At 58.3% G+C, this 25,599-nt stretch carries 21 protein-coding genes and 1 pseudogene; 2 read left to right on the top strand and 20 right to left on the bottom strand.

Features of this window, described 5'->3' with window-relative positions; translation table 11 throughout:
- Window positions 1-61: 61 nt before the first annotated feature.
- On the top strand, window positions 62-1,612 hold the full coding sequence (locus tag D3871_RS18840; RefSeq protein WP_233575716.1) for a class I adenylate-forming enzyme family protein: 1,551 nt from the start codon (window positions 62-64) through the stop codon (window positions 1,610-1,612).
- A 55-nt stretch (window positions 1,613-1,667) separates the two neighbouring features.
- Window positions 1,668-2,912 carry a branched-chain amino acid ABC transporter substrate-binding protein gene (locus D3871_RS18835; RefSeq protein ID WP_119770613.1) on the top strand — a complete coding sequence of 415 codons (1,245 nt, stop codon included), beginning with the start codon at window positions 1,668-1,670 and terminating at the stop codon, window positions 2,910-2,912.
- Between the two features lie 108 nt (window positions 2,913-3,020).
- On the opposite strand, the pseudogene D3871_RS30930 reads toward D3871_RS18835, so the two are convergent.
- The 20 genes and pseudogenes from D3871_RS30930 to D3871_RS18730 form a co-directional block, all read right to left on the bottom strand.
- Window positions 3,021-3,146: pseudogene (locus D3871_RS30930) on the bottom strand (IS200/IS605 family transposase); the annotation flags it as partial.
- Window positions 3,147-3,226: 80 nt separating this feature from the next.
- Entirely contained in the window at window positions 3,227-3,436 is a 210-nt protein-coding gene (locus tag D3871_RS31390; RefSeq protein WP_158597982.1) for an FAD-binding protein, read from the bottom strand.
- Window positions 3,433-4,362 carry an electron transfer flavoprotein subunit alpha/FixB family protein gene (locus tag D3871_RS18820; protein WP_119771438.1) on the bottom strand — a complete coding sequence of 310 codons (930 nt, stop codon included), beginning with the start codon at window positions 4,360-4,362 and terminating at the stop codon, window positions 3,433-3,435. Before D3871_RS18820 ends, D3871_RS31390 begins: the two co-directional genes overlap by 4 nt.
- Before the next feature lie 232 nt (window positions 4,363-4,594).
- A complete protein-coding gene (locus tag D3871_RS18815; protein WP_119770612.1) occupies window positions 4,595-5,344 on the bottom strand; it encodes an electron transfer flavoprotein subunit beta/FixA family protein in 750 nt (249 codons plus the stop codon).
- A gap of 1 nt (window position 5,345) precedes the next feature.
- Window positions 5,346-6,173 carry an SDR family oxidoreductase gene (locus tag D3871_RS18810; protein WP_119770611.1) on the bottom strand — a complete coding sequence of 276 codons (828 nt, stop codon included), beginning with the start codon at window positions 6,171-6,173 and terminating at the stop codon, window positions 5,346-5,348.
- Window positions 6,174-6,196: 23 nt separating this feature from the next.
- Complete coding sequence (locus D3871_RS18805; protein ID WP_119770610.1) at window positions 6,197-7,993, bottom strand: acyclic terpene utilization AtuA family protein; 1,797 nt, start codon at window positions 7,991-7,993, stop codon at window positions 6,197-6,199.
- A gap of 12 nt (window positions 7,994-8,005) precedes the next feature.
- Window positions 8,006-8,782, bottom strand: coding sequence for an enoyl-CoA hydratase/isomerase family protein (locus D3871_RS18800; RefSeq protein WP_119770609.1), 777 nt, complete (start codon window positions 8,780-8,782; stop codon window positions 8,006-8,008).
- A 36-nt stretch (window positions 8,783-8,818) separates the two neighbouring features.
- The gene (locus D3871_RS18795) at window positions 8,819-10,804 is read right to left on the bottom strand and encodes an acetyl/propionyl/methylcrotonyl-CoA carboxylase subunit alpha (protein WP_119770608.1); all 1,986 of its coding nucleotides are present in this window, start codon (window positions 10,802-10,804) and stop codon (window positions 8,819-8,821) included.
- A 31-nt stretch (window positions 10,805-10,835) separates the two neighbouring features.
- A complete protein-coding gene (locus D3871_RS18790) occupies window positions 10,836-11,990 on the bottom strand; it encodes an acyl-CoA dehydrogenase family protein (protein WP_119770607.1) in 1,155 nt (384 codons plus the stop codon).
- A gap of 29 nt (window positions 11,991-12,019) precedes the next feature.
- Window positions 12,020-13,639 (bottom strand): acyl-CoA carboxylase subunit beta, encoded by a 1,620-nt coding sequence (locus D3871_RS18785; protein WP_119770606.1) that lies wholly within the window; start codon window positions 13,637-13,639, stop codon window positions 12,020-12,022.
- 155 nt (window positions 13,640-13,794) lie between these two features.
- Window positions 13,795-14,667: a phosphatidylglycerol lysyltransferase domain-containing protein gene (locus tag D3871_RS18780; protein WP_158597981.1), complete on the bottom strand. Its 873-nt coding sequence runs from the start codon at window positions 14,665-14,667 to the stop codon at window positions 13,795-13,797.
- Between the two features lie 14 nt (window positions 14,668-14,681).
- Window positions 14,682-15,506 (bottom strand): TIGR03084 family metal-binding protein, encoded by an 825-nt coding sequence (locus D3871_RS18775; RefSeq protein WP_119770604.1) that lies wholly within the window; start codon window positions 15,504-15,506, stop codon window positions 14,682-14,684.
- A gap of 23 nt (window positions 15,507-15,529) precedes the next feature.
- Window positions 15,530-16,312, bottom strand: coding sequence for an enoyl-CoA hydratase-related protein (locus D3871_RS18770; protein ID WP_119770603.1), 783 nt, complete (start codon window positions 16,310-16,312; stop codon window positions 15,530-15,532).
- A gap of 168 nt (window positions 16,313-16,480) precedes the next feature.
- The gene (locus D3871_RS18765) at window positions 16,481-18,052 is read right to left on the bottom strand and encodes a long-chain-fatty-acid--CoA ligase (RefSeq protein WP_158597980.1); all 1,572 of its coding nucleotides are present in this window, start codon (window positions 18,050-18,052) and stop codon (window positions 16,481-16,483) included.
- A 23-nt stretch (window positions 18,053-18,075) separates the two neighbouring features.
- The gene (locus D3871_RS18760) at window positions 18,076-19,260 is read right to left on the bottom strand and encodes an acetyl-CoA C-acyltransferase (RefSeq protein ID WP_119770601.1); all 1,185 of its coding nucleotides are present in this window, start codon (window positions 19,258-19,260) and stop codon (window positions 18,076-18,078) included.
- Window positions 19,261-19,384: 124 nt separating this feature from the next.
- Window positions 19,385-20,020: a TetR/AcrR family transcriptional regulator gene (locus tag D3871_RS18755; protein ID WP_119770600.1), complete on the bottom strand. Its 636-nt coding sequence runs from the start codon at window positions 20,018-20,020 to the stop codon at window positions 19,385-19,387.
- Window positions 20,021-20,022: 2 nt separating this feature from the next.
- Window positions 20,023-20,862, bottom strand: coding sequence for a helix-turn-helix domain-containing protein (locus D3871_RS18750; RefSeq protein ID WP_233575715.1), 840 nt, complete (start codon window positions 20,860-20,862; stop codon window positions 20,023-20,025).
- 405 nt (window positions 20,863-21,267) lie between these two features.
- The gene (locus D3871_RS18745) at window positions 21,268-22,824 is read right to left on the bottom strand and encodes a class I adenylate-forming enzyme family protein (RefSeq protein WP_119770599.1); all 1,557 of its coding nucleotides are present in this window, start codon (window positions 22,822-22,824) and stop codon (window positions 21,268-21,270) included.
- A gap of 149 nt (window positions 22,825-22,973) precedes the next feature.
- A complete protein-coding gene (locus tag D3871_RS18740) occupies window positions 22,974-24,155 on the bottom strand; it encodes an ABC transporter substrate-binding protein (RefSeq protein WP_119770598.1) in 1,182 nt (393 codons plus the stop codon).
- A gap of 307 nt (window positions 24,156-24,462) precedes the next feature.
- On the bottom strand, window positions 24,463-25,464 hold the full coding sequence (locus D3871_RS18730; RefSeq protein ID WP_119770596.1) for a porin: 1,002 nt from the start codon (window positions 25,462-25,464) through the stop codon (window positions 24,463-24,465).
- Between the last annotated feature and the right edge of the window lie 135 nt (window positions 25,465-25,599).

The raw sequence follows: 25,599 nt of genomic DNA, 5'->3' as shown, positions 1-25,599 counted from the left end.
GTCATCGAAAGAACAGGAACCATGCAAGCGATAACGCTGCCGCCATCAAAGGAGAAGCGACGTGGAGACCGATGTGGGCAATGCCGCCGTACGGCAGGCAGCCATGCTGACCATTCCCGAGTTGTTCAGGCAACAAGTCAAGCTGAATCCGGCGCGCACGGCATTGGAAGACGGTCGCCGTTCACTGACCTATGCGGAGCTGGACAGCCGCATCAACCGGCTGGTCAATGCACTGGCGGACGCTGGCGTGAGACATGGCGACAGGGTTGCGATCCTGTCCGAAAACCGCATCGAGTACATCGAACTGGAAATGGCAGCCGCCCGGCTCGGCGCGATCCTTGCCTGTCAGAACTGGCGCCAGGCGGACGACGAACTGGAGCACTGCATCCGTCTCGTCTCGCCGCGCATCGTCTTCGTGTCCGAGAGGCATGCGGCGGCGCTGGACCGCATCTGCCACGGCGTCGAACGCATTGTCGTCCTGGAAAGCGGCTACGAGGCCCTGCTGGGCAGCGCCTCGGACCAGGAACCGGACTGCGCCGGCCCGCCCGATCCGGAAGATGGCCTGATTATCCTGTACACCAGCGGCACCACCGGCCTGCCCAAGGGCGCGCTGATCAGCCAGCGGGCGATGGTCGCGCGCACCACCGTCAACCGGATCGACGGCTTGCTCAAGCCGGGCGACACCTTCATCGCCTGGGCGCCGCTGTTCCATATGGTGTCAACCGACCAGTGCTACGGCACGCTGACGACCGGCGGCAAGGTGATCGTGATGGACGGACTGGACGTATCCGCCCTCGTCGCCATTGTCGCGCGCGAGGAGATCGGCCACCTGACGCTGATCCCTGGCATGGTGGACCGCGTGATCGAAGAAGTCCGTCGCACCGGCATCAAGGCCAAGGGCGTGCGTGCGCTCGGCTGCATGGCCGACCTCGTGCCGCGCGACCAGATCGCACAGGTGACCAGCCTGCTGCAAGCACCCTTCGTCAATTCCTTCGGCTCCACCGAAACCGGAACGCCGCCCGCGAGCCGCGGTTTCATGCCAATCGGCGTACTCCCGGAAAAACTGTCCAAGGAACAGAACTCGAACTGCATCATCCGCCTGGTCGACGAAGACGACAACGAAGTGTCGGACGGCACGCCCGGCGAAATGGCGGTACGGTCACCGACGCTGTTCAGCGGCTACTGGGGCGCGCCGGAGGCGACCGAGAAGGATTTCCGCAACGGCTGGTTCCACATGGGCGACGTATTCGTACGCAACCCGGACGGCACGCTCGATTACGTCGACCGCCGCAAATACCTGATCAAGTCCGGCGGCGAAAATATTTACCCAGCCGAAATCGAACGCGTGCTGCTGGCGCATCCCGGCATCGCCGATGCGGCCGTGGTGCGCCGCAAGGATCCGCACTGGGGTGAGGTGCCGGTGGCATTCGTGGTCCGGACCGACGCCTCCCTTACCGCCGAAGACATCATCGGCGCCTGCCGGGGCAGGATCGCCGGTTACAAGCTGCCCAAGGACGTGATCTTTATCAGCGAAGAGGAAATCCCGCGCAGCACCACAGGCAAGATCAAGCGGCACGAACTAGAACAGGCGCTCGACGGCGCGATTAAGTAACGGCCGCGCTTGCCTCCCCGGCAGCGTGGCGCCACCCATATCAGAAAGGCTTTCCATGTCGATCCTCCCTTACCGCATCAAGCTGGCATGCGCCTCAGGCGCGCTCGCCATCGCCAACGGCGCGTTCGCAGACACCATCCGCATTGCGTACATCGATCCACTGTCCGGCGCGTTTGCCACGACCGGACATAACGTGCTCAAGAGCTGGCAGATGATCGCGGAAATCGCGAACAAGGAGAAATGGGCGGGAGAACACACTTTCGAGATCGTCGGCTTCGACAACAAGGCCAGCCCGCAGGAAACGCTGGCCGTCCTCAAGACCGTCGTCGACCAGGGCTTCCGCTACGTCGCGCAAGGCTTCGGCTCCGGCGCCGGCCTGGCGCTGATCGACGCCATCAACAAGCACAACGAACGCAATCCGGGCAAGGAAGTGGTGTACCTGAACACCTCTGCCGGCGATCCCGACATGACCAACAGCAAATGCAGTTTCTGGCATTTCCGTCTCGACGCGCACGCCGAAATGCGCATGGAAGCCCTCACCTCCTTCATCGAGAAGGACAAGAACATCAAGAAGGTATACTTGATCAACCCGAACTACGCGTTCGGCCAGCAGGTCTCGCGCGTGGCAAAGGAAAACCTGAAACGCAAGCGCCCCGATATCCAGATCGTCGGCGACGACCTGCATCCGTTCGGACAGGTGAAGGACTTCACGCCCTATATTGCAAAGATCGCGACGTCCGGCGCCGACGTCGTCATTACCGGCAATGCGGGCGCGGACCTCTCGCTGCTGATCAAGGCGGCCAAGGAAGTCAACCTCAACACCAGTCTCTTCACCTATTTCGCCAGCAGCCCCGGCATTCCCGCCGCGATCGGATCGGCGGGCGCCAACCATGTGAAGTCGATTCCGTACTGGCATCCGAACAATGAAACCTTCGCGGGCAAGGAAATCGTCGAGGCATTCAAGAAGCGGTACAACGACGATTTCTTCTCGTCGGCCACCTACGCAGGCATTACCCTGCTCTCGAAAGCCGTCAAGCAGGCGAAGTCCACCGACCCGATCAAGGTCGCCTTCGCCATGGAAGGCATGAAGGTAGCCAGCCTCAACGGCGAAGTGGAAATGCGCAAGGACGACCATCAGCTGCAGCAGCCGCTGTACATGGTCACATGGGTGAAGACCAACGGCAAGGATGTGCGCTACGACGCCGAGAACACCGGCTACGGCTGGAGGACGGACAGCAAGATCGACACCTACGTGGCGGCCTTGCCGACTTCCTGCCGGATGAAGCGTCCGGGAATGTGAGGAGACACCCAGGCTCTGTCGCAAGTAAATGAACCACGTTCGTAGAACGTGGTTCTGCCTTATGCCCCCCAAAGGGGGGCACACGAGCGGACCTTCGTAGAAGGTCCGCTAGGTTGATCGCAATTGCAGTTCTTGTTGATGCGATTCTTCTTTTTCCTGAAACTTGACGTATTTCCTGATTATTTCACTGTCCAGTCCTACCGTATCTACACAGTAGCCTTTCGCCCAATTGTGGGCACAACATCAAGCAAGGTACTTCCTTGAGCAGGTCCCTCGCTCTAACAGGCAAAGCCAGTTAGGCGATGACCACGTCCTTAGGACGTGGATTTCAAGATGTCATTAAAAGAAAATGTCAAGTTTAGGCGAAAGCTTGGGTTGGGCGCCGATTTCGCTGCCTTGTCGGCGGCCAACTGCTTGAGGCGAATCGCGGCCGACAGGCCGGCCGGGCCGCCGCCCACGATGACCACATCGTATTCCATCGCTTCACGTAGGCCGTACTGTTCAATCAATGAAACCATGCTCATCCAAGCTCGTTGACCAGCTGCGGCACAAGCTCGAATAAGTCGCCTACGATGCCGTAATCCGCCACCGAGAAGATTGGCGCGTCCGGATCCTTGTTGATCGCCACGATGGTCTTCGAATCCTTCATGCCGGCCAGATGCTGGATCGCACCGGAAATACCGACCGCGATATACAGCTGCGGTGCCACGATCTTGCCGGTCTGGCCGACCTGCCAGTCGTTCGGGACAAAGCCCGCATCGACCGCTGCGCGCGACGCCCCCATGGCGGCACCCAGCTTGTCGGCCAGCGGCTCCAGGATCTTGAAGTTGTCGCTTGAACCCATGCCGCGGCCACCGGACACGATCACCTTGGCGGCGGTCAGTTCCGGACGGTCGGACTTGGCCACTTCGCGCGACACGAAAGCCGACTTGCCGGCATCAGCGGCTGCAGTGAGGGTTTCCACTGCCGCGTTACCGCCGGTGGCTGCCGCATCGAAGCCGGTGGTACGCACAGTGATGACCTTGACCGGATCAGCCGACTGCACGGTGGCAATGGCATTACCCGCATAGAACGGACGCTCGAACGTGTCGGCCGAGATCACCTTGGTGATTTCTGACATTTGCCCAACGTCCAGTTTGGCGGCTACGCGCGGCAGGATGTTCTTGCCATACGCGGTGGCCGGCGCCAGGATGTGCGCGTACGCGGAAGCGATCGCGAGTGCCTGTTCGGCGACATTCTCGGCCAGGCCTTCGGCAAAATGCGCGGCATCGGCGACCAAGACCTTGGCCACGCCAGCGATCTTGGATGCGGCTTCAGCTACCGCGCCGCAGTTGGCACCGGCGATGAGGACATGGACGTCGCCGCCGCACTGGGCGGCCGCGGTGATGGTGTGGAGGGTGCTGCCCTTGAGGGAAGCATTGTCGTGTTCAGCAATGACGAGTGCAGTCATAAAATTTTTATTGAAATGCGGTTGTACTGGAAATTCACGCGCCACAGGGAATCAGCGTGACGCTGGCTTTCCCTCGCTGTCCTGCTCAGAGTCTTCCTTAGCCCAGCCGACAGTACGGCGGATTTGTTCTGGGGGAGGCAGCGGTTCGGGATGTTCCATTCGGTGTGCCAGCCACGCGCGAATGAGCTGACGGGTACGCACGTTATCCACGATAGAACTCCTTATCGCGTCTTCAGACGACCTTGGCTTCGTTCCTGAGCCTGGAGACCAGCTCATTGATGCTCTTGACCACGATGCCGGCGGCGCGCCTGGGCGGCTCGGTCACTTGTAAGGTCTTCAGGCGCGGCGCCACATCTACACCCAGGTCAGCCGGCCTGAGCGTTTCCAGCGGCTTCTTCTTGGCTTTCATGATGTTGGGCAAGGTAACGTAGCGCGGCTCGTTCAGGCGCAGGTCGGTGGTGACAATCGCCGGCAGTTGCAGCGCCACGGTTTCCAGTCCGCCGTCGACTTCACGGGTGACGGTGGCCTTGCCGTCTTCGATAGTGACCTTGGACGCGAAGGTCGCCTGCGGCCAGCCCAGCAAAGCGGCGAGCATCTGGCCGGTCTGGTTGCAGTCGTCGTCAATCGCCTGCTTGCCGAGGATGACCAGTTGCGGTTGTTCCTTGTCGGCGATGGCTTTGATGAGCTTGGCCACGGCCAGCGGCTGCAGTTCGACATCGGTTTCGACCAGGATGCCGCGGTCGGCGCCAATCGCCATGGCGGTGCGCAGCGTCTCCTGGCACTGGGCGACGCCGGCAGACACAGCCACGACTTCGGTGACCTTGCCGCGTTCTTTCAGGCGGGTCGCTTCTTCGACGGCGATCTCGTCAAAGGGGTTCATCGACATCTTGACGCTGGCGATATCCACACCACTGCCGTCGGACTTCACGCGTACCTTGACGTTGTAGTCCACCACGCGTTTGACGGGTACTAGAACTTTCATTTCAATGTGCTTTTCTGGCTTCGTTAATTAATGCCGCTCCGGCGGCTTCGAGCGGCGGCTTCACGCTTTCCAGGGCGCCGCCGCCATCACAGGGGATCAACGCGCCGGAGATATAGCCGGCGTAGGGAGACCCAAGAAACAGCGCCAGGTTGGCAATATCGTCCACCGTGCCAATCCGTTTCAAGGGGACGGCGGCGGTTGCCCTTTCCCGCTCCTGCTCGTCGCGTGCCATCAGTTTTCTAAACCCCTCAGTCCCATCGATCGGCCCGGGGGAAATCGAGTTCATCCGGATGCCGTCTGCCCCCCACTCCAAGGCGAGCGTACGGGTCAGTTGGTCAACGCCGGCCTTTGCTGCGCCCGCATGCGCCTGATAACGCATGGGGACGAATGACTGCGGCGCGGTGATGTTGATCACGGACGCACCCGGTTTGCGCAAATGGCGATAGGCGTGACGAAGGACGTGGAAAGTTCCCACCAAATCGATGTCGATCACCACGCGGAAACCGTTTGACGACATGTCTTTGGCTTCGCACAGGAAGTTACCCGCCGCGCCGGATACCAGAACATCGATGGGGCCAAGCCGCTGCGCGGCCTCATCAAAAGCTTTTCCAACTGCATCGAAGTCACGCACATCTGCGCACACGCCGAACACGCGCCCGCCGGACTTCTCCAGCTCGGCACGGGCGGCATCGACATTTTCTTGTCTGCGGCTGGCGACGGTGACCATGGCGCCCTGCCGGGAAAATGCCTGAGCAATGCCGAAATTGATGCCCGTCGTTCCGCCAAACACGACGACGTGCTTGCCACTGAAGTCAAAATCGAGCTGCAACTCGTTCTCCTAATCCGTTTGTTTTAAAGTCCGGCTGCCAGCGCGCGGGGGACCGGCACTGGAATGTCGAGCAGTATCTGGGCCATTCCCTTGCCCAGGGGATCCATGCGCATCGACGCTGTACCGCCTCCGTCCAGCGCATCATGCAAGAGAAAGTTGCAAGCATTAAGGCCGGGTACTAAGAAGCGTTCGACGCGTCCTTTCACGAGGTGGGCAAAGTATTCCTTGACGACGGCCGGCGTGAGCTGCTCCAGGATGATGGCAAGGTACTCCGGCTTGCGGGCGATGATGCCGATATTGGAAATATTGCCTTTGTCGCCGCTGCGTCCATACGCGAGCCTGACCAGTGGCACCATCACTGCATCGGCCACAACCGGTACCGGACCAGGCTCGGGGGCAGATGAGGCGGCCTGCGGCTGGTAGCCACCTTCCGTCGCAATCTCCACCGGCCGTGACTCGCCGTTGAGCCCAATGTTGACTGGGACCTGCCGTTTCGGCAGCGTAAAGGAAAACTGCTTGATCAGTGGCGATGCGGAAGGGCGGGCCAGTGCCGGCCCGGTCGTTCCTGGCGACCACGACGTGCCGGCAGGTGCGATTTCCCGGGCAAAAATGTCCAGCGCCGGCTTCATCGGATGGTTGACCGCGACGCGCATCATCACTTCCCTGGCATGCGTCACGCGCGAATGCGGCCCATAGAGACTTTCCGCGCCGATCACCTCGACGTGCGTCGCGGTATAGTCAGACAGCCCAAGTTTCCTGAAGATCGCCTGAGTACGCTCAATGATGGCGTGCCCCGTGCGCTTGGCTTTCGCTACCGCGTCAATGCCGACGATGACCATCGTCCCATTGCAGCGGTAGCCGTCCATGTACGTGGCCGATACCTTGTAGGAGTCGCTCGGTGGCAGGCCGCGCGCACCGGAGACAAGGACGCGGTTATCGTCTTCCTGGAGCATGCGTACCTCGCGGAAATCGCAGACCACGTCTGGCAACATATACGCAGCTGGATCACCGATCTCATACAGAAGTTGCTCTGCGACTCCGGCGACAATGACACTGCCGCCCGTTCCCTGCGGCTTAGTAACGACAAACCGGCCATCGCCATAGCATTCAATCACTGGATAACCGATGTTGGCCCAGTCGGGAACAGCTTCCCAGTCGGTGTGCACGCCGCCAGTAGCCTGGCATCCGCATTCGATGATATGCCCTGCGAGGCTTCCGGCCGCCAGCATGTCGTAATCGGTCTCCTGCCAACCGAATTCATGGATCAATGGACCGAGCGTGACGGCACTATCGACGCAGCGGCCGGTAATCACCACGTCTGCCCCGGCGCGCAGTGCTGCCGCAACCGGGAAGGCGCCGAGATAAGCATTGGCACTCAGGATGCGTTCGGGTAGCGCGCCCCCGGTGAACATATCCTTCTGTCCCGCCTCCCGCAGTGCGGGTACCAGCGCACTGACGTCGTCACCTTCTACGACAGCGATCGTCAGGCTGATGCCCATGTCCTGAGCCATGCGCGCGAGAGCATCGGCGCAGCCGCGCGGATTGATACCACCGGCGTTGGTGACCACCTTGATGCCCCGCTTTGCGACCTCGGGCAGGACACTCTTCATCGCAACGTCAATAAAATCTGTCGCGTAGCCAAGTTCCGGCTTTTTGGCGCGGGCAGAAGCGAGAATGGCCATCGTCAGTTCGGCAAGATAGTCAAATACCAGGTAATCGATCTCCGCCCCGAAGACCAGTTGTGGCGCACCGACCGAACTGTCCCCCCAAAATCCTGACGCACCACCGATCCGTACGACCTTTTTCTTTGAAGCTGTCATCTGTTTCTCCCGTCAGCGGCCAGTCCAGGCCGGTTTACGCTTATCGTTAAAGGCGGCAAGCCCTTCCCTGGCGTCTTCGGTCAACGCCAGCAACGCGATCTGGCTTTCCGTATAGGCAATACCTTCGTCGAAGGACATCGCGCCCAGCGCACGCATGGCGTACTTGCCGCGGCGGATAGCCGTCGGTGATTTGTCGGTGATGCGATCCAGCAACCATTGCGTCTTGACGTCGAGTTCGCTGGCCGGCACGATGTGGTTGACCAGTCCATGCTGCAGCGCGATGGCCGCATCGAACGGTTCACCTGTAATGCACCACTCTCTGACGATCCGCTGCGGTACGAGATCCTGCAGCAGGCTCAGGACTTGCATCGGGAACACACCGATCTTCACCTCGGGCAAGCCGAACAGCACGGTGTCGGCGGCAACGGCCATGTCCGCCATGCACAGCAGGCCCATGCCGCCGGCCATGCAAGTTCCGTTGACGCGCGCAATGATGGGCAGCGTCGCATTCTTTGCCTGCCGTAGCAGGTCTGCATAGGCGACATTCGGTTTTGCATAATCAAACGCAAAGCCTTTGCCGGGCTGCAGGTCACCGCCGGCGCAGAACGCTTTATCCCCCGCCGCGGTCAGCACGATCGCCCGAACTTCGGGGTCGTCGTGCGCTTGGCGGATTCCATTACCGATGCCATCGATGACATCCTGGTTAATCGCATTGCGCTTGTCGGGCCGGTTCAATGTGATCCAGAACGCCGATCCTCGTTTTTCCAGCAGTACTGCTAAATTCTCCATCTGTTTCCCCTCAATTGTTCCATGCCGCGCCGTCCGTCAGGCATTGGCCACCGCAGGCTCCACCGGTTCAATTTCAGCGATGACGCGGTAGGCTGACACCTGGTCTCCCATTCCTGCATTTAACGCCTTGACCCGGCCCGTAACGGTTGCTGCATGCACATGCTCCATCTTCATCGCATCAAGTGTGATCACCGGCTGACCGGCCTTCACCAAATCCCCCGCGGCAACATGCACCGCCACCACGCGGCCATTCATCGCAGCGCGGATCTTGCCATCACCTCCACCGTTCCCCTGGCGCGCCTGCGCGGCGCGAGTCAGGTCCTGAATGCGATAGGAGCTGCCACGGTACTGCAGCAGCAGTTGGCTGCCGGCGCGCGTAAATACAGCACTTTCCACGATTCGATTGCAGGAAAAACGTGCCCGGTTGACATCGATTGCGAGGATCTGCAAGTCGAAGATGCGTTCGCCGACTTCGACCGAATAGCCGGTATCGCCCAGATTGGTTAAGCTGGCGACGCACTCCGTTGCCTCCGCTTCGAAGCGGAAGGCAATCGGCAGACGGTGCGCGATATTGCTGGTTCGGACACTGGCAGACTCGCTGGCGGTGGCGTAGAGGAGGGCCGCAGCCAGCGCATGCGCACGCGCGTCACGGTCGGCATCGGCCTGCAACAGCTCAGCGCTGTGTTCACCAATGAAGGCCGTTGTTGCACCGCCTGCCGCAAATACCGGATGCCTCAGGCAACTGGCGAGGAATTGCTGGTTCGTTTTCACGCCGAGCGCAACCGTATCTTCCAGCGCAGCTAGCAGCTTCCGGCGCGCTTCATCACGCGACGATCCGTAGCTGATCAGCTTGGCGATCATCGAATCGTAATACGGGGAAATTTCCGCGCCGGATTCCAGGCCATGCTCCGCCCTGATCCCGTCCGGCATCTGCCACAAACTCATCAGGCCGCTCTGTGGCATGAAGCTTTGTGTTGCATCTTCCGCGCAGAGGCGCACCTCGATCGAGTGTCCCTGAAAGCGGACGTCTTCCTGCCTGACAGGAAGCGACTCGCCGCTAGCGACACGCAACTGTAGCTCGACCAGATCCAGGCCGGTAATCGACTCCGTCACCGGGTGCTCGACCTGCAGACGGGTGTTCATTTCCATGAAAAAGAAATTCCCGTCCGCGTCGAGCAGGAACTCCAGAGTCCCGGCGCCCTCGTAACGGATCGCCTTCACCGCGGCCACTGCGGTTGCCCCCATACGTGCGCGCAGATCGGCATCAACCACCGGCGACGGCGCTTCTTCCACGACCTTTTGATGGCGGCGTTGAACCGAGCAATCGCGCTCGCCAAGATGGATGGCGTTGCCATGCCGGTCGGCGAATACCTGAATCTCGATGTGACGGGGCTTAATGATGGCGCGTTCAAGAATGACTTCCGGATTCCCGAATGCGCTTTGGGCTTCAGACTTTGCGCTGCGCAGGGCATCGACAAAGTCAGCTGACTTCGTAACCAGACGCATGCCGCGACCGCCACCGCCAGCCGTTGCTTTGATCATGACCGGGTAGCCGGTTTTTTCTGCTTCGACGCGCAAACGTTCTTCACTCTGGTCGTCACCCTGGTAGCCGGGAATACAGGGCACGCCGGCTTCCATCATCAGTTTCTTTGCGCCGGCCTTATTGCCCATGGCGATAATGGCTTCCGGCGACGGCCCAATGAAGACGAGTCCCGCGTCGCGACAGGCCTGCGCGAAGTCTTCGTTCTCGGCGAGAAACCCGTACCCGGGATGGACCGCGTCGGCGCCGCTGCGGCGTGCCGCTTCAATGATCGCCGGGATGTTCAGGTAGGATTGCGCAGGAAGTGCTTCGCCGATATACACAGCCTGGTCGGCTTCGCGCACATGCCGGCTTAACCGATCCGCGCTGGAAAACACCGCAACGGTCCGGTATCCCATGGTTTTTGCGGTGCGCATCACACGCAGCGCAATTTCGCCCCGGTTGGCAATGAGGATCTTTTGGAATGGGGTAGTCGTGGTCATGGTGTGAGCTGTTCAGCTTCCTGGATATACGTTAATTATTCTTGGGATACGTGCCCATGAATTTGGAAATAATCTGCATCATCACTTCGTCTGCGCCGCCCCCGATGGAGGGCAGGCGGCCGTCGCGATAGGCGCGCGATATGCGGCTCTCCCAGACAAAGCCCATTCCGCCCCAGAATTGGAGGCAGCCGTCGGTGACCTCGCGCATCAGACGTCCTGCCTTGAGCTTTGCCATCGAAGCCAGTTCGGTGGCATCCTTCCCATCGACGACAATGTCGACAGCCCGATAGCATAGTGAGCGCAGCGCCTCCACTTCCGTCTTGTACTCGGCCAGCTTGAATTGAACCCACTGGTTGTCAAGAATGGAACGTCCGAACGCTTTGCGTTCACGCGTGTATTCGATCGTCTTGTCGATCATCTGGTCCAGGATGCCGACGGCGTTCATGGCACCCCAGATCCGTTCGACCTGGAACTGCTCCATCTGGTAAATAAAACCCTTACCTTCCTCGCCGATACGGTAACGCTGAGGGACGCGGACTTCGTCAAAAAAGAGTTGTGCCGTGTCGGAGGAGTTCATGCCAATTTTGCGGATCTTCTTCGTCACCTCGACGCCTCGCGTTTTCATTGGCACGACAATCAGCGACTTGTTGCGATGCGCTGCCCCATCCGAGGTATTCGCCAGGACGACACAGAAATCGGCCTGGGTGCCATTGGTGGTCCACATCTTTCCGCCATTAATGACGTAATCGTCGCCATCCTTGCGTGCAGTGGTCTTGACTGACGCCACGTCGGAACCGCTTCCCACTTCCGATACCCCGAGACAGGCCACCATGTCGCCAGCGATCGCCGGTGCGAGAAACTCCTTGCGCAGCTCATCGGATCCACGTTCGGCCAGTGCCGGTGTAGCCATGTCTGTCTGCACGCCGATCGCCATCGGAACGCCGGCGCAATCGACCTCACCCAGCGTCTCCGCAAGGAGTGCACCATAGGACAGGTCTAACCCCATGCCGCCGAACTCCACCGGCTTGGTCAGGCCGAGCAGGCCAAGTTCGCCCATCTTCCTGAACAGCTGGTGCGCGGGAAACGTTTCAGCCTCTTCCCACTCGTCCACATAAGGATTGATCTCTTGCGCAATGAAGCGCTGGATGGTGCGCCGAACTTCTTCGTGTTCCTGTGTAAACTTCATTTCGGGTACTTCCTTTGAAAAGTTGACCGTCAGGGGCGAGCAACAGAAAACTGCATCTTGTGCGGTTCGCGCACCTGCGCCTCGCGACAGATCGATAACACATAGGAAAGCACTGAGCGCGTGTCGCGCGGATCGATGACGCCGTCGTCCAGCACATGTGCGCTGGTCGTGAATACGTCCATCTGGCGATCAAAGTTATCAACGATCTTCTGGCGCACGGATTCAAGCTTGCCCTGGTCGACTTCACCTTTGCGCTTCATCGCCGCTTCCGTAACAATCACCATTGTCTGCGCCGCCTGCTCGCCACCCATCACAGCGGTCTTGGCATTTGGCCAGGAGAAGCAAAAGCGCGGGTGAAAACCTCGTCCACACATGCCGTAGTTTCCCGCGCCAAACGATGCGCCACAATAGATTGTGATCTGCGGAACGGTTGCATTCGTCACCGCCTGGATCATCTTCGAACCGTGCTTGATGCTGCCGGCCTCCTCATACGTGCGACCGACCATGAACCCGGTCGTGTTGTTGAGGTAAAGGATCGGCACCTGTGCCTGGCAACATGCCTGAATGAAGTGCGTCGCCTTAGCTGCGCCAGCAGGATCGATTGGACCATTGTTCGTGATGATACCGATCGGATGGCCGTCCAGCATCGCATTGCCACACACGGTACCTGAGCCGTACAGCGCGCCAAACTCCAGGAAATCGGAGTCGTCGACGATGCGCGCAATCACCTCCCTCATGTCCACTGGACGCTTGTGGTCCATGGGCATAATGCCGAGCAACTCTTCGGTGTCGTAGCGCGGCGGTTTGACGCTGCGCTGGGGCTCTGCCGACACGCCACGGTTCCACTCCAGCTTGCCCATAATGTCGCGTGCAATGCGCAGCGCGTCGCGGTCGTCTTCCGCAAGATAGTCGCCGAGACCGGAAATGCTGGTGTGCATCTCCGCGCCTCCGAGCTCTTCCTCGGTTGCTATCTCGCCGGTTGCTGCCTTGAGCAGCGGTGGTCCCGCGAGGAATGCGCGGGAGCGTCCGCGCACCATGATGATGTAGTCAGACAAGCCGGTCTGGTAGGCGCCACCCGCGGTGGATGATCCGTGCGTGACTGTGACAACAGGCAGGCCGGCTGCGGAGAGGCGGGCGAGGTTGCGGAACAGATTCCCGCCGCGCACAAACTCTTCGACACGGTAAGCCATCAGGTTGGCCCCTGCGCTCTCTACCAACTGGATGTACGGGAGCTTGTTCTCAAGTGCAAGTTCCTGAACCCGCAGTTGCTTGTCGAGACCTTTCGGCTGCAAGGCACCAGCATCAATACCAGAGTCGGAGGCGCTAATCATGCAGCGGACTCCGGAGACATAGCCGATACCGGCGATTACACCGCCTCCTGGCACGCTCTTATCCGGATCCGTGTTGTCCATGCAGTAGCCGGTCAACGTCGACAGTTCCAGGAAGGGTGTCCCATGATCGAGCAGGAGCGACAGCCGCTCACGCGGCAGGAGCTGCGCACGTTTCTCGAAACGCGATTTCGACGCGGCTGAGGCGCGGCGTGTGCGCTCTTCGAGTTTGCGCACTTTTCCAAGCAGAGACAGCATGCCGTCGCGGCTGGACTGGAATGTCTCGCTACTGGTGGAAATATTCGTTTCAATGATAGCCATGTTGTATGTGGAGTAAAGGTACCCAAAATGCAAATCTCGATTTGCGGAATGCGCATCGCTTCGTGTATATGAAAGTTACTACCCGGTGCACGAAACGTCTTGCGTAAAGTGGCTGATGAATAAGTTTAGGCGCAAGGATGTGGAAGGACCGGATGTTACGTCCGGACGCGGACCCGGAATTTGCGCAGCATCGACGAGGGTTGATAGGAACGCTTGGTCTGCCGGAAGTTGGCCAGGCCGAGGTCCTGCTCGAAGTTGATCCATTGCAGCTGGCTTCTGGTTGCGCAATAGTGGTGGAACATATACTGGTAGATGCCCTTGTACGCGTCGCTGCCCTTCGCGAACCGCATGACGGCGACGGACGGGGTGAACGGCTGTGCGATGAGAAAGCCGGCGGGACGTTCGTCCGCATAGAAAACGATACCTTCCATCCCGAAATGGCGGTACAGCCGAAGGGCTTCGCTACAGGCACTGTCGTCGGCTTCGCCTGGCAGCTTTTTCTTATCTCGCATCCATGTCTCGAGGACCAGAGCGGCATCAACCGAAGTGTCTTCCGTTAAGGGCTTTACGTCGATCCGCCATGAGGCGAGCAGCTGCTGCATTAAATTATATTTCTTGCGCAACAGATCACCACGGTACGTCCGGAAGTTCTCTGCAGGATAGAAGTAATCGGCGTCGTCGGGCGAATCGGTCCAGTAAAGCCGGCTTGGGTCCAGCGACGCGAGCGTATCTTCCGCCACCGGAAACAGGAAATCCTGGTCGCGCAGCACCTCGGCAAGTTCGGCCGGTGACGCCTGGCGTGGATCGAAGAGCGGAAGCACGTGGCGGGCGCCGTCGTAGGTCTTGCCAGTAATTCGCGGCAGCGGCCCTGGAAAGTAACGGTAATCGTGCGCCTGGCGAAACAGATAAAGGTTGGAGAAAGCGTACTCTGATGGCGTCTTTTCTCCCAACGTTACGCGTAGCGCACGCATTCTATCGTCGATTTCCTCGCGAAGCGAAAACGTCAGCGACAGGCCTTCCGTACTCATCGACGGCATTCGTCTTATCCAGAGATGGAAGCAGCGTCGTCGTACTGCACGACGCGCACGCCAGGATCAGGTGGGGTAGCCGGTGGCCCGGCAAAACACTGAGCTATGGACATCCAATACGTAGCGGGTACGCCGGTGACCTGCAGCTGCGTATCCGCGATATTCCGGCGCTGCGTCACGACGAGACAGAATTCTTCCGCCTTGCCGCGCACGGCATTATCGGCCGCCGGCTCATTCCAAGTCCAGGTCTCGTTGCCAGGCGCACTCAGTTCAATGTAAGGTGCCGGTTCCGGGACTGGGAGCTTGCGATTGACGAAGGTCCAGCCATACGTGGTGGCACCAATGTGGGCAATGTGCTTGAGGCGGCGGGACGGCTGACGTGGCACGCGTACGATGTCGAATACATCCTGTCCATGTGCCCAGGTTTCCATCATGCGGGCCGTCGCAAATGAGCGGGCACTCATCGTCGGACCATACCATGGCAGCCTCGCCTTTGAATCAAGACGCGCAAGGGCATTCGATAACGCCTCGAAGCGGGTACGCCAATACACCAGCAGTCTGGTGCCATCCATTGCGCCATACTTTTCCCGCGTGATGGCACTAATCTCGCGCCCCTTCCCCAGCTCTGTCATCAGCGCTCGGGTATTTGCAGCAAACGCATCGGCATCCGTTGCTGCAAGCAGCCCGGTTTCGTCGAAGAAGCACAGGTGTGCGATCTCGTCCCAAGGCGTCCAGCCAAAAAATGCTGTTTTGGCGTGCCATTGCTCTGGCGTCAGTTTCTCCGCCAGCGCAGCCAGTTCGTTATATTCCTCAAGCAGATCGGCGCACACGTCTTTCATGTCATTCCTTGAAGTAATTTAGGTCATTTCGCTGTGAAGTACGGGCGGCGCTTTTCCATGAATGCGGCCACGCCTTCCTTTCCATCCGCCGACCGCGCGGAGGCGATCATGTAGCCTTCCTCCAGCGTGAGATGATCGTCAAGCGACCGCGTCGCCGCACCGTCGACGAGATGCTTGATGCGCCCGAATGAGAGAGAGGCGCCAGACGCCAGTCTCCGTGCGTGCTTCCACGCTTCGCTATGCAACTCCGCATCTGGAAGCACCGCATTAACAATACCCCACTCCAGGCACTGCCTGGCACCGATCGGCTCGTTCATCAACAGAATTTCCTTCGCACGGGCAGCACCGGCCCTTGCTGCAAGAAGATAGGACGCACCAAGGTCGGGCGTCAACCCGATTGCGGAATAGCCTCCACGCAATTTCATCGATTCAGCAGCGAGCACGATGTCCGCACATAACGCCAGACCGATGCCCCCGCCGCCGATCGGTCCGTTCAACGCGGAGATGACCGGGATCGGAAGCTTCTTTAACATGCGAATTAATGCGTGCAGTTCGGAGATCGCAGCTTCCATGAGAACCGAAAGATCGTTCGCGGAACGCATTTCCGCAATGTCGCCGCCCACGCAGAAGGATTTTCCGCTGCCGGTCAGCATCACTGTCCGGACGGATTTGTCGCTGATGACCTCGTTCACAGCCGTAATGAGTGCGCGCCCCATCGCGCTATCGAGGGCATTGCCGTTGTCTGGCCGATTGAGCGTAATGGCGGCGATTCCATCGACAATTTCACACATTACCAGTTCAGCCATCGCTTTTCCTTCCCGCCAAGTTGAGTCCCTTGCAGCATATCAGCCACTGCGCATCCGATCTTGTGAGAACTGGCTGCACATAGCAGGATGTCGCGTAATAAAAAAGGGTGCGTTTCCGCCCCCTCAAAGGCTGACACCCGGAGGCAAAAGAAAACTGTATTGCTTGCTTCAACTGACGAGCCTGTCGCGCTGTTCCCAATAGGGTGCGCGCAGAACGCGCTTGAGCAACTTACCCGAAGGATTACGCGGCAGAGCCTCAGCAAAGTCCACGGATTTCGGGCACTTGTAGTGGGCTAAACGTTCTCGCATGAACGCAATGAGTTCTTTCTCTGTCAAGGTGACGCCCGGGCGCAGAACCACAGCAGCCTTGACCGCTTCGCCCCACGTATTGTCGGGTACCGCAAACACGGCGCCGTCTGCGACGTCGGGATGTTGCATCAGGACGTTCTCCACTTCGGCTGGGTAAATGTTCTCGCCGCCCGAAATGATCATGTCCTTCACGCGGTCATGGATAAACAGGTATCCATCCTTCAAATAGCCTGCATCGCCTGATCGGAACCAGCCGCCCCGTTCGTTGCGGCCCTCCGGGAATGCCTCGGCTGTGGCCTTTGGATTGCGCCAGTACTCTTTAAAATTCCGGACGGTTTCGATCCAGACCTCACCGACCTCGCCATCGGGTGCGTCATCGAGCGTACCGGGATCGACAATTCTCAAACCTGCAGCGCCGATTGGTTTTCCTGCGGACCGGAGTAGGTAGGATCGCTCACCCCCAGGTTGATGATCCTCCGGCCGCAGGAAAGTGGCAGGCCCCGATACCTCCGTTAGCCCGTAAACCTGCAGGAATCCGCATTTAAAGACCCGCATCGCATCCTTCAGTACACGTTCACTGATGGGTGATCCGCCATAGGAAATCAGGCGCAGGGACTGGTAATTGCCGGCCTCCGCGTTTGGCGCGTTCAGCATAAACTGCAACATGGCCGGAACCAGAAATGCATGGGTAATGCCATGGTGTCCAACGCTATCGATGAACCCGGACGGATCAAAATCCGGGAAGGTGACTGTCCGCCCGCCCGTATAGAGCGGGAGTAGCAGCATGGTCATGCCGGCGACATGGAAGGTTGGTAGTGGATTACCGAGAATGCTGTCACCCTGAAAAACCCACTCCTCCGCGCAGGTTGAACAAGTCGACAGCAGCCCCCGGTGGGAAAGCACTACGCCTTTCGGCAAACCTGTTGTGCCCGACGAGTACAATTGCAACGCTGCATCGTCAGGTCCGGCAGGCACTGCCACCAGGTCAGCATCGGCACCCGCAGACCACGATTCGAATCCCGGTACGGCGTCAACTGCATTTTCCGTGCATACGGTCCTGAGGACGCCCGGAAGCTTCGCCTGCTCAACCACTGGCAGGAAGGCCGCATCCACCATAAGGAAACGCGCCTCGCCGTTGTTTACGATGTACTCGATTTCCGGCGCGGCAAGACGCCAGTTCACCGGCATGCACACCGCGCCGATTTTGCAAGCCGCCAGTGACAGCATCAAACATTCAATGTGATGTTTGGTCAGGCACGCGACACGGTCACCGGACTGGATCCCCAATCTGAGCAGTGCGTTGCCGATGCGGTTAACGTGCTGCTCCAAAAGCTGGAAGCTGTACGTGCGGTCATTCGCGCTGCATGCCACCGCACCTGGATTTTTTTCAATCTGAAAAGGGAGGATATCATTCAGTGTCTGGAAGTTCATTTGCATCTCCTCACTGCCTCTGCTCAAGCAACTTCGAACAGGCCTGCGGCACCCATCCCGCCTCCCACACACATGGAGACGACAACATACTTGACACCCCTGCGCTTGCCCTCGAGCAGAGCGTGGCCCACAAGACGGGCACCTGTCATGCCGTAAGGATGTCCGATCGAGATTCCGCCTCCGTTGACGTTGTACTTTTCCGGGTCGATACCGAGGTGATCGCGACAATAAATTACCTGGCAAGCGAAGGCCTCGTTCAGTTCCCACAGGCCGATGTCATCCACCTTTAAGCCATGCTGCCTGAGTAGTTTGGGAATGGCATAGATAGGTCCAATACCCATTTCCTCGGGGGCGCAACCGGCGACTGCCATGCCGCGGTAGATCCCCAATGGATGCAGGCCCTTGCGCTCGGCGGTACGGCGATCCATCACGACACAAGCGGAGGCGCCATCTGACAACTGACTGGCGTTGCCCGCCGTAACAACACCGCCCTCGATGACCGGCTTCAATGCCTGCAGGCTTTCCAGCGTGGTCTCGGGACGGTTTCCTTCGTCCCGACCCAGCGTCACGGATTTATACGACACTGCCTTGGTTTCTTTGTCCACGATGGCCATGTCGGCGGTAATCGGGATGATTTCGTCGTCGAACAGGCCCTGCTGCTGCGCACGCGCTGTGCGCAGCTGGGACGAGAGCGCATACGCGTCCTGCACCTCGCGCGAAATGCCGTATTTCTGCGACACGAATTCTGCCGTCTGCAACATCGGCATGTAGGCCTGCGCAACCTTTTGTACGACCGCCGGATCGGCTTCAGCGGCCACCCATTCCATGTAGCGGCTTTGCACTGCCGAGATGTTTTCATGGCCCCCTGCCACGACGACCTGCATGCCATCGACGATGATCTGCTTGGCTGCCGTTGCGATCGCCATCAATCCGGATGAACATTGGCGATCCATCGTCTGTCCTGACACGGTGTCCGGCAGACCGGAAGCTATGCCGGCAAGGCGAGCGAGATTCATACCTGCAGTACCGGCCGACAGCACGGTCCCCATCACGATATCATCGACCTCCCGGCCATCGATACCGGCCCGTTTGACCGCATGATGAATCGCATGTCCCAGAAGCGTAGGCGACTTGATGTTGTTCAGCGCTCCGCGGAAGGCGCGCCCGACAGGCGTGCGCGCTGTCGAGACAATGACGGCTTCATTCATTTTGTGGACTCCTCATGTAGTTGTGATGAGAGGCGCGCGCTGCGCCCTTTCAAAACAGCAGGCTAACAGTTGAGGAGACGACAATCTTGCGTCAATTGGCTGAAGGTTTAGCCCTGATGTTGAACTATTCCTGCACGAGCTTGATCAGCATATCGCGGAATTCTTTTGTGCTGTAGCGACCCGAGGTACGGAACCATGTCATGGCTCCCATAAGCGCACCATGCAGAATGCGCGCAGCCGCGTCGGCCGGTATGCGCAGGGGAACGGCCTCGTCGTATTGCTCGAGTACGTTCCTCCAAATGCTGTGGTAGCGCACGCGCAGACGGGTAAATTCCGGCATTGCCGATTCCGGCACTTCACGCCACTCGAATACAAGCACCGCGAGATAATCCTTTTTGATGTCCCCGACCATCCACTCAAGTTCGATGTCGATGATCTGTTTCAGGCGCTCGGCCGGATCTTCGGTCCGTGTCAATACATCCTCGGCCCGCAGACAAAGGCTGAGGGCGGCTTCGCGCATGATCTCAAGCAGGATTTCTGCCTTTGAGCGAAAGTGATAAAACAGGCTTCCCGATAGGATGCCGACAGCCTCCGCAATATCCCGGACCGTCGTTGCCTGATAACCACGCTCCCGGAACAGGCGGGCAGCCGCATGCAAGATACGGTCGCGGGATACCGTCGGCTCGATTGCACGCCTGCTCTTTACGGAGGGGGATGCCAGTTTTCTTTCCGTTGCCGGCGCTGGGTGGTCATTTTGCATGTTCAAGTCAAGGAAACAGGCGCGTTGCTATGATTAATAACAGCCAGACGGCGCGACCCGGCGAGAATATCCTTTGGCGTCAGACCCCAGTACCTGCGGACGGTATGACTAAAATGCGAGGAATCCGGATAGCCGATATCGAGGGCGATGTCAGTCAGGCTCGATGCAGTATTCACATACCAGAGAAAACTGCGGGCGCGCTTCCAAGCGCGGAAACTGCGGAATGTGGTTCCTACGTCTTCCTTGAACAGATGAAGGAATCGGGAAAACGACAGGCCCACCATTTTGGCGCATTCTTCCGCACCTATCAGGCCGCACGGGTCCTGGTTAATGCGTTCCACGATCGTCATCATGCGCGCGTCAAGCTTGCGTGGTGCCAGTTCCTGCCCGAGGAAGAATCTGTCGAAGTCTTCCTTTACGCGGGCGATGTCCACTTCCTTGTTACGCAGTAAGCGGAACGCTTCGCGCACGCGTTCCAGGCCCGGTAAACACTGACTTGCATGCGTGCTGGGTTGCAGCCATTGCGGCAGCTTGCCGAGATCGATCGTTTCGGGTTCGATCAGGAGGACGCCGATCACACGGTCGCTGGTCGTGATGCGATGGGGGGTATCCGGGGCAACGACGAACATCTCGGCTCTTTCCCACTCCCCATTGCCGACTTGTATCTGAAATGGGGATGAGAGCGAAATATAGACTACCAGCGAGCCGAATTCCCGGGTTTGCGGACGCCCCAGCAAACCAATGTAGCCTACGCGTCCGCGCGTAATCAGCATAAGCATATTGCTCACTTGAATGGATTGCGCCGATCCGGTTCCGCCTTTCGACTTCATTGCTTGGGCCATGTCACTCTCCTTGAAATCGCACCACGGGGAAACCCCGGTACGGCGATCTGTCTCCGTTAATGAATAGAAACTGCTGCTTCACCTGTTTTTCTTTTTGTTGGCGAATAGAGTGACATAGGGCGGCTTACAAAGCAAGTGCTTGGTTGATGTTTTATTTAATGTTGCCTTCCAGTACATTTACCACAATATTTCTTCTGTTTACCCTCCTAAGTAATTGAAAAACAAGTGAAATTTATTTCATCACCTGACAGGGCACAAGTAGAGTTTCATCAAGCGTGCGCTTGATAACTTTTTCTAACAAATGCGGGGCTTCCACGGATTGGGGGTGCGATCAGGCAAAAATAAAGCACGCTGCCCATCCGGGGAGCGTGCTTGATGTGAGTCTCAGGCTGAGCAGGTGGAGCGCTATTCGGCCCGCAAAACCGCTTTCTGGATTTTCCCGGCGGGCGTCATGGGCAGCGATTCGCGAAATACAACCTGCCGCGGCACCTTGTAGTCAGCAAGACGCAGTCTGCAGTAATCGACAATGTCTTGCTCCGACAGGCAGGAGCCTGGCCTTCTGATAATGTAATATCGGCCGATTTCATCGAGCACCGGGTCGGGCGTGCCGATACCCGCGACCAGCACCACATCGGGATGCGTGGCAATGACATTCTCGATCTCCGCGGGATACACATTAAAGCCACCCTGAATATACATATCCTTGGAGCGGCCCAGCAGGAAGATATAGCCGCGTTCATCGATATATCCGAGATCTCCGGTATGCAGCCACCCATCGCGGTCGAAAGTGTCGTCGTGGCGACGCGAGCCGACATATCCCTTGACAACGCCAAGGCCACGGAACCAGAGTTCGCCCGCTTCGGAGGGTTTTGCCACATCCCCATTTGACAAAATGATTCTGAATTCCGCACCGTCAAGTGGCTTGCCGATTGACCGGAGCAAATCGTCATGCTGTGCGTCCCAAGGAGTCATGACGATGGCACCCGACGCTTCCGTCAGGCCATAAAGATTCATCAGGCGCGCATTGCGCAGTTTTTCGCCAAGTCGCAGCAGCAGTGTCTCGTCCACGTTCGAACCACCGGTAAATACCAGGCGAACAGTATTGAGATCGACCTCGTGGATTTTAGGATTCATCATCAACAGCGTCAGCATCGTGGGAACACCGCTAATCACTGTCGGAGGATTGCGCTCCATCATCTCGAGTACCGTATCGGCCTTGAACACGGGTACTAGTTCGCAGCACCCTCCTCCTATAAGGAAAGTAAGGATCCCGCAAGTGATTCCGCCGACATGGTTTAACGGGTTGGCGAGCTGTATCAGATCATCCGGGTTCGCACGGATGTGGCTAGCTTGCGCATGGGCCGACAGCAGGGCCGAACGATGGGACAAGCCGGCCCCCTTCGGCATCCCGGTAGTGCCAGAAGTATAGATGATCATCAAAAGATCATCTGGCGCTACCGACGGCGCCGAAGCAGGCAGTGTCTCGGCCTTGCCGGCATTCGCAGGAAATACTATACCTCCAGGCTCCCCGGTCGCCTTCAGGAACAGCTGATGATGCAGATGCGGGAGCTTGCTTTTGCGGTCGGCAAAGTATGAGATGTAGCTGAAATCACCATACTTGGGGAGCGAAATCACCGCCTTCGCCATGCTGTCGTTGAGCATGTAATCCAGTTCGGTTTCCCGGTAACGGACATTCAGGCCCACAATGACGGCACCTATCCTCGCTGCGGCGAAGAACGCAACCACCCACTCAATCTGGTTCAGTGCAATGACCGCAATGCGATCCCCCTTCGCGATGCCCAGGCTGACAAGCCGGCTGGATAGTTCAGCGGCGGCAGCCTCGACTTCCCGGAATGTGTACCGTTTGCCTTCATAGAGGTAGGCGGTCCTGTCACCATGGCGTGCAGTCGTTGCTGACAGCAGGTCCCCGACCGTGCCGGCGGCGAGGGATCCGTTTTCCATGCTAGTAGTCATATTTATTTATATTTAAGACGTGTAGGCGGCAGAAAACGAAAGGGCGGCGGAATGCTCGCTACTCCGCCGCCAATTATCACCGGCCAACTTCAAATAAAAGTGCCACGTTGGATTCTTTTTGTTGTGCAGTTAATGCCTTAGTTGCTGTGCGCCGCCGTTTCGATCAGGTCGCTGACCGGGCGCCACTTGCCGTCCACGATCTGAAACATACGAATCCGCTTCACCGCCAGGCGATCATTTTTTGTTACGACGAAGCCTGGATTGCCAAAATTGTCCGGCTCAAGCCGGGTCGATTCCATCGCCGCATTGAACGTCTCTGGGGTAAGATTCTTACCAGCTTTGGCTGCAATTTTTGCAAAGGAGTCCACCGTGTAGGTGCCATACATGGAGTAAAGGCCGGGGGATTCGTTAAATCGCTTCGTGTAAGCTGCAGCATACTCACGCACCGCCGGGTTCGGATCGTCGTTATAGGGCAACGGGATAAACGAAGAGGCGTAGATGCCGTCCATTGACCTGCCACCCAACGCAGGCACTTGTTGCGAATACGCCGCCGCCGTCGTAAGAATGGCTGGACTGAAGCCGATCTTCTTCGCCTCCAGCACCGAGCCGACAAGTTCGCGCAGAGTCGCACCGACTATTACAAGATCGCAGTCTGCCGCACGCAGCTTCGCCATCTGAGAAGAAAAATCAGTTGCACCGCGTTTATATGACACCTTCTCTACAAGCGATTTTTTGTCGGCTTTCAACTGAAGTTCTACACCGGCAAGGACATCCTGCCCAAAATCATCATCCTGATACAGGACACCGATCTTCTTATAGTCCTTCTTTTCAAGCAGATATCTAAGTGAGGTGGTGGCCATGAAACGGTAGGATGGAGCCAGAGCCACCTTGTATGGGTTTGGCGGATCGTAGAATTCCTTCGACGCCCCCTGTGGAAGGAAATTGAATACTTTGTTCTCTATCAGGAAGGGCAAGACAGCCATGTTCGTAGCGGTCCCGAGATGTCCGAGCACCGCAAAAACTTTCTCGCCTGTGACCAGCTTTTGCGTGGCAAGAACTGCCTTTTTTGGATCGTAGCCGTTATCCTCAACGACCAGCCGCAGTTTTCGGCCATTGACTCCGCCTTGGGCATTGATTTCGTCGACTTTCATCTGCATCCCGTTGCGCGACTCCTTGCCGTATTGCGCGACCGCACCGGACAAATCCGTAATCACACCGAGAACAATTTCCTTGTCTGTTACGCCTTGTACTTGCGCGTACACTGATGCCGTTGCGCCAAATGCGCAGGCCAGTGCAACCATGCTGATCTTCCAACCCATACCTGTCTCCTTGAAAAATTTCTGTCAGACGCCCCGTCTATCGCGATACGTTACATAAACGACGCGACGACGGCGGGGGTGAATGAAAACGTATTGCCTGCCTCTGCCTTTTTATGCAGAACGGTCAGAATGGCATTTAGGTCTGCCAAGTTCAGTCTACTGATCGTTGTTGCGTGACTCTTGCGCAAAGTAGCTATTTGAAGTGCGCGGTCCGTGGCGAGCTTGACTATTCGACGCCGACCTTTGCTGCTATGGAACGGCATTAACGCAAAGGGGGGCGCTATGACACCCCCTTCCATTTAATTACTTAGAATATGTGATTAACGCCGACAGAGATCCCTGTCTGGCTCGTCTGTGCCGGAGGGGCCACGAGGCTATCACGATACTTAGTACGATCGACTTCCGCGTAAAGGCTGGTGCGCTTGGAGAGTGAGTAATAGCCCGCCAGGATATACAGATCTCGCTTGCCCGACACACCCGCGGTTTCTGCCTTGTTCTGGTAATACGCACCGCTGACGCTGATCGCTGGCGAAATGGCATAGGTAAGACCGCCCCACGCATACTTGCTGGTGGTGTCAACGGTGGCCGTTTCCTGCTCTTCATCAGCGTAGCCCACGGCAGCACGCAGCTTACCTGCAGTATAGGCCCCGCCGACGGTGAAGTGGCTATTGTCGCGGAACGTGCCACCAACTAGTGGCTTACGCTGCGTATACGCGCCGCCGAAGGCAATCGGGCCGTTCGTATAGCTGGCGCCGACTGCCTTGGCCGACGCACCGGAAACGGTTCCCGCCTGTTCACCCAAGGCATACTCCGCGCGCACCGTCACCGGGCCGAAGGTGCCGATGTACTGAATGTCGTTGTTGTAACGCACGCCAGCCGAAGCGGGAACGGCGTACGTAATCGTCGGAAAACGATACGAAAACGGTTCGTACACCGCAATCGTCCTAAATGCGACCGTGTATTGCCGGCCGAAATCGAGGCTGCCAAACGATCCGCCGAGTCCGACAGCCGCGGTACGATTGAACAGGGTATTGGCTGCGTCGAGCGCGCCGGTGCCGGAGTTGAAACCGCTCTCCAGCACGAAGTGCGCATTGTAGCCGCCTCCCAGATCTTCCACACCTTTGAAGCCGATGCGGTTGGACATGGAGGTGCCGGTCGAGCCCATGGTCAAGCGGTCACCACCGGCCGCATCCACATTGGTGAGATTGCGGACACCGGCATCGACAGAACCGTAAATGGTGATTGCGGACTGCGCCGAGGCGCTCCCAAATATGCCCAGAAGCGCGAGGGCCGGAACTGTATTTTTCATTATTCAACTCTCCTGATGGAATGGTGGTATTACTGTTGGCGTCACCTTGTCGGTGGTGCTCGCCTGTCCTGCATGCGTCGCAAGGAACACATGACAAGAACTTGGTACGTGAAGCCCGAATGCGCCGCGATATTG

This window comes from Noviherbaspirillum saxi (assembly GCF_003591035.1).
GTDB classification, from domain to species: Bacteria; Pseudomonadota; Gammaproteobacteria; order Burkholderiales; family Burkholderiaceae_D; genus Noviherbaspirillum; species Noviherbaspirillum saxi.
This window is presented reverse-complemented; position numbering and strand designations above follow the sequence as displayed.

Bases quoted from the DNA above. Each gene is read 5' to 3' on its own strand.
- D3871_RS18835 (WP_119770613.1), top strand. From the start codon at position 1,668: ATGTCGATCCTCCCTTACCGCATCAAGCTGGCATGCGCCTCAGGCGCG.
- D3871_RS31390 (WP_158597982.1), bottom strand. From the start codon at position 3,436: ATGAGCATGGTTTCATTGATTGAACAGTACGGCCTACGTGAAGCGATG.
- D3871_RS18820 (WP_119771438.1), bottom strand. From the start codon at position 4,362: ATGACTGCACTCGTCATTGCTGAACACGACAATGCTTCCCTCAAGGGC.
- D3871_RS18815 (WP_119770612.1), bottom strand. From the start codon at position 5,344: ATGAAAGTTCTAGTACCCGTCAAACGCGTGGTGGACTACAACGTCAAG.
- D3871_RS18805 (WP_119770610.1), bottom strand. From the start codon at position 7,993: ATGACAGCTTCAAAGAAAAAGGTCGTACGGATCGGTGGTGCGTCAGGA.
- D3871_RS18800 (WP_119770609.1), bottom strand. From the start codon at position 8,782: ATGGAGAATTTAGCAGTACTGCTGGAAAAACGAGGATCGGCGTTCTGG.
- D3871_RS18795 (WP_119770608.1), bottom strand. From the start codon at position 10,804: ATGACCACGACTACCCCATTCCAAAAGATCCTCATTGCCAACCGGGGC.
- D3871_RS18790 (WP_119770607.1), bottom strand. From the start codon at position 11,990: ATGAAGTTTACACAGGAACACGAAGAAGTTCGGCGCACCATCCAGCGC.
- D3871_RS18785 (WP_119770606.1), bottom strand. From the start codon at position 13,639: ATGGCTATCATTGAAACGAATATTTCCACCAGTAGCGAGACATTCCAG.
- D3871_RS18780 (WP_158597981.1), bottom strand. From the start codon at position 14,667: ATGAGTACGGAAGGCCTGTCGCTGACGTTTTCGCTTCGCGAGGAAATC.
- D3871_RS18775 (WP_119770604.1), bottom strand. From the start codon at position 15,506: ATGAAAGACGTGTGCGCCGATCTGCTTGAGGAATATAACGAACTGGCT.
- D3871_RS18770 (WP_119770603.1), bottom strand. From the start codon at position 16,312: ATGGCTGAACTGGTAATGTGTGAAATTGTCGATGGAATCGCCGCCATT.
- D3871_RS18765 (WP_158597980.1), bottom strand. From the start codon at position 18,052: ATGAACTTCCAGACACTGAATGATATCCTCCCTTTTCAGATTGAAAAA.
- D3871_RS18760 (WP_119770601.1), bottom strand. From the start codon at position 19,260: ATGAATGAAGCCGTCATTGTCTCGACAGCGCGCACGCCTGTCGGGCGC.
- D3871_RS18755 (WP_119770600.1), bottom strand. From the start codon at position 20,020: ATGCAAAATGACCACCCAGCGCCGGCAACGGAAAGAAAACTGGCATCC.
- D3871_RS18750 (WP_233575715.1), bottom strand. From the start codon at position 20,862: ATGGCCCAAGCAATGAAGTCGAAAGGCGGAACCGGATCGGCGCAATCC.
- D3871_RS18745 (WP_119770599.1), bottom strand. From the start codon at position 22,824: ATGGAAAACGGATCCCTCGCCGCCGGCACGGTCGGGGACCTGCTGTCA.
- D3871_RS18740 (WP_119770598.1), bottom strand. From the start codon at position 24,155: ATGGGTTGGAAGATCAGCATGGTTGCACTGGCCTGCGCATTTGGCGCA.
- D3871_RS18730 (WP_119770596.1), bottom strand. From the start codon at position 25,464: ATGAAAAATACAGTTCCGGCCCTCGCGCTTCTGGGCATATTTGGGAGC.